A 1,404-nucleotide genomic window follows, 5' to 3' on the forward strand; every position below is an offset into this window, starting at 1 on the left:
AATGACACGACTTCGGCGGTACGCTTGAGCCCCGCTACATTGTCGGCGCGGAATCACTAGACCAGTGAGCTATTACGCACTCTTTCAAGGGTGGCTGCTTCTAAGCCAACCTCCTGGTTGTCTCTGCGACTCCACATCCTTTCCCACTTAGCGTACGCTTAGGGGCCTTAGTCGATGCTCTGGGCTGTTTCCCTCTCGACCATGGAGCTTATCCCCCACAGTCTCACTGCCGCGCTCTCACTTACCGGCATTCGGAGTTTGGCTAAGGTCAGTAACCCGGTAGGGCCCATCGCCTATCCAGTGCTCTACCTCCGGCAAGAAACACACGACGCTGCACCTAAATGCATTTCGGGGAGAACCAGCTATCACGGAGTTTGATTGGCCTTTCACCCCTAACCACAGGTCATCCCCCAGGTTTTCAACCCTGGTGGGTTCGGTCCTCCACGAAGTCTTACCTCCGCTTCAACCTGCCCATGGCTAGATCACTCCGCTTCGGGTCTTGAGCGTGCTACTGAAACGCCCTATTCGGACTCGCTTTCGCTACGGCTTCCCCACACGGGTTAACCTCGCAACACACCGCAAACTCGCAGGCTCATTCTTCAAAAGGCACGCAGTCACGAGAACAAGGCAAGCCTTGTTCCGACGCTCCCACGGCTTGTAGGCACACGGTTTCAGGTACTATTTCACTCCCCTCCCGGGGTACTTTTCACCATTCCCTCACGGTACTATCCGCTATCGGTCACCAGGGAATATTTAGGCTTAGCGGGTGGTCCCGCCAGATTCACACGGGATTTCTCGGGCCCCGTGCTACTTGGGTGTCTCTCAAACGAGCCGCTGATGTTTCGACTACGGGGGTCTTACCCTCTACGCCGGACCTTTCGCATGTCCTTCGCCTACATCAACGGTTTCTGACTCGTCCCACGGCCGGCAGACCGTGGAAGAGAGATCCCACAACCCCGCATACGCAACCCCTGCCGGGTCTCACACGTATACGGTTTAGCCTCATCCGGTTTCGCTCGCCACTACTCCCGGAATCACGGTTGTTTTCTCTTCCTGCGGGTACTGAGATGTTTCACTTCCCCGCGTTCCCTCCACATGCCCTATGTGTTCAGGCATGGGTGACAGCCCATGACGACTGCCGGGTTTCCCCATTCGGAAACCCCCGGATCAAAGCCTGGTTGACGACTCCCCGGGGACTATCGTGGCCTCCCACGTCCTTCATCGGTTCCTGGTGCCAAGGCATCCACCGTGCGCCCTTAAAAACTTGGCCACAGATGCTCGCGTCCACTGTGCAGTTCTCAAACAACGACCAGCCACCCATCACCCCGCCCTTCACAGGCGAGTTCACTGGGGCCGGCGACTGAGGAAATTTCGTTCCCTCAGACACCCAACAGCGTGCCCGGC

The 1,404-nt window shown here is 57.4% G+C and carries 1 rRNA gene; it reads right to left on the reverse strand.

Annotated features, from left to right (window positions below):
* Positions 1 to 1,270, reverse strand: a 23S ribosomal RNA gene (locus ABZ281_RS49350); the annotation flags it as partial.
* Positions 1,271 to 1,404: the final 134 nt, after the last annotated feature.

Origin of the sequence: Streptomyces sp. NPDC006265, from assembly GCF_040613555.1 — a bacterium.
GTDB lineage: Bacteria > Actinomycetota > Actinomycetes > Streptomycetales > Streptomycetaceae > Streptomyces.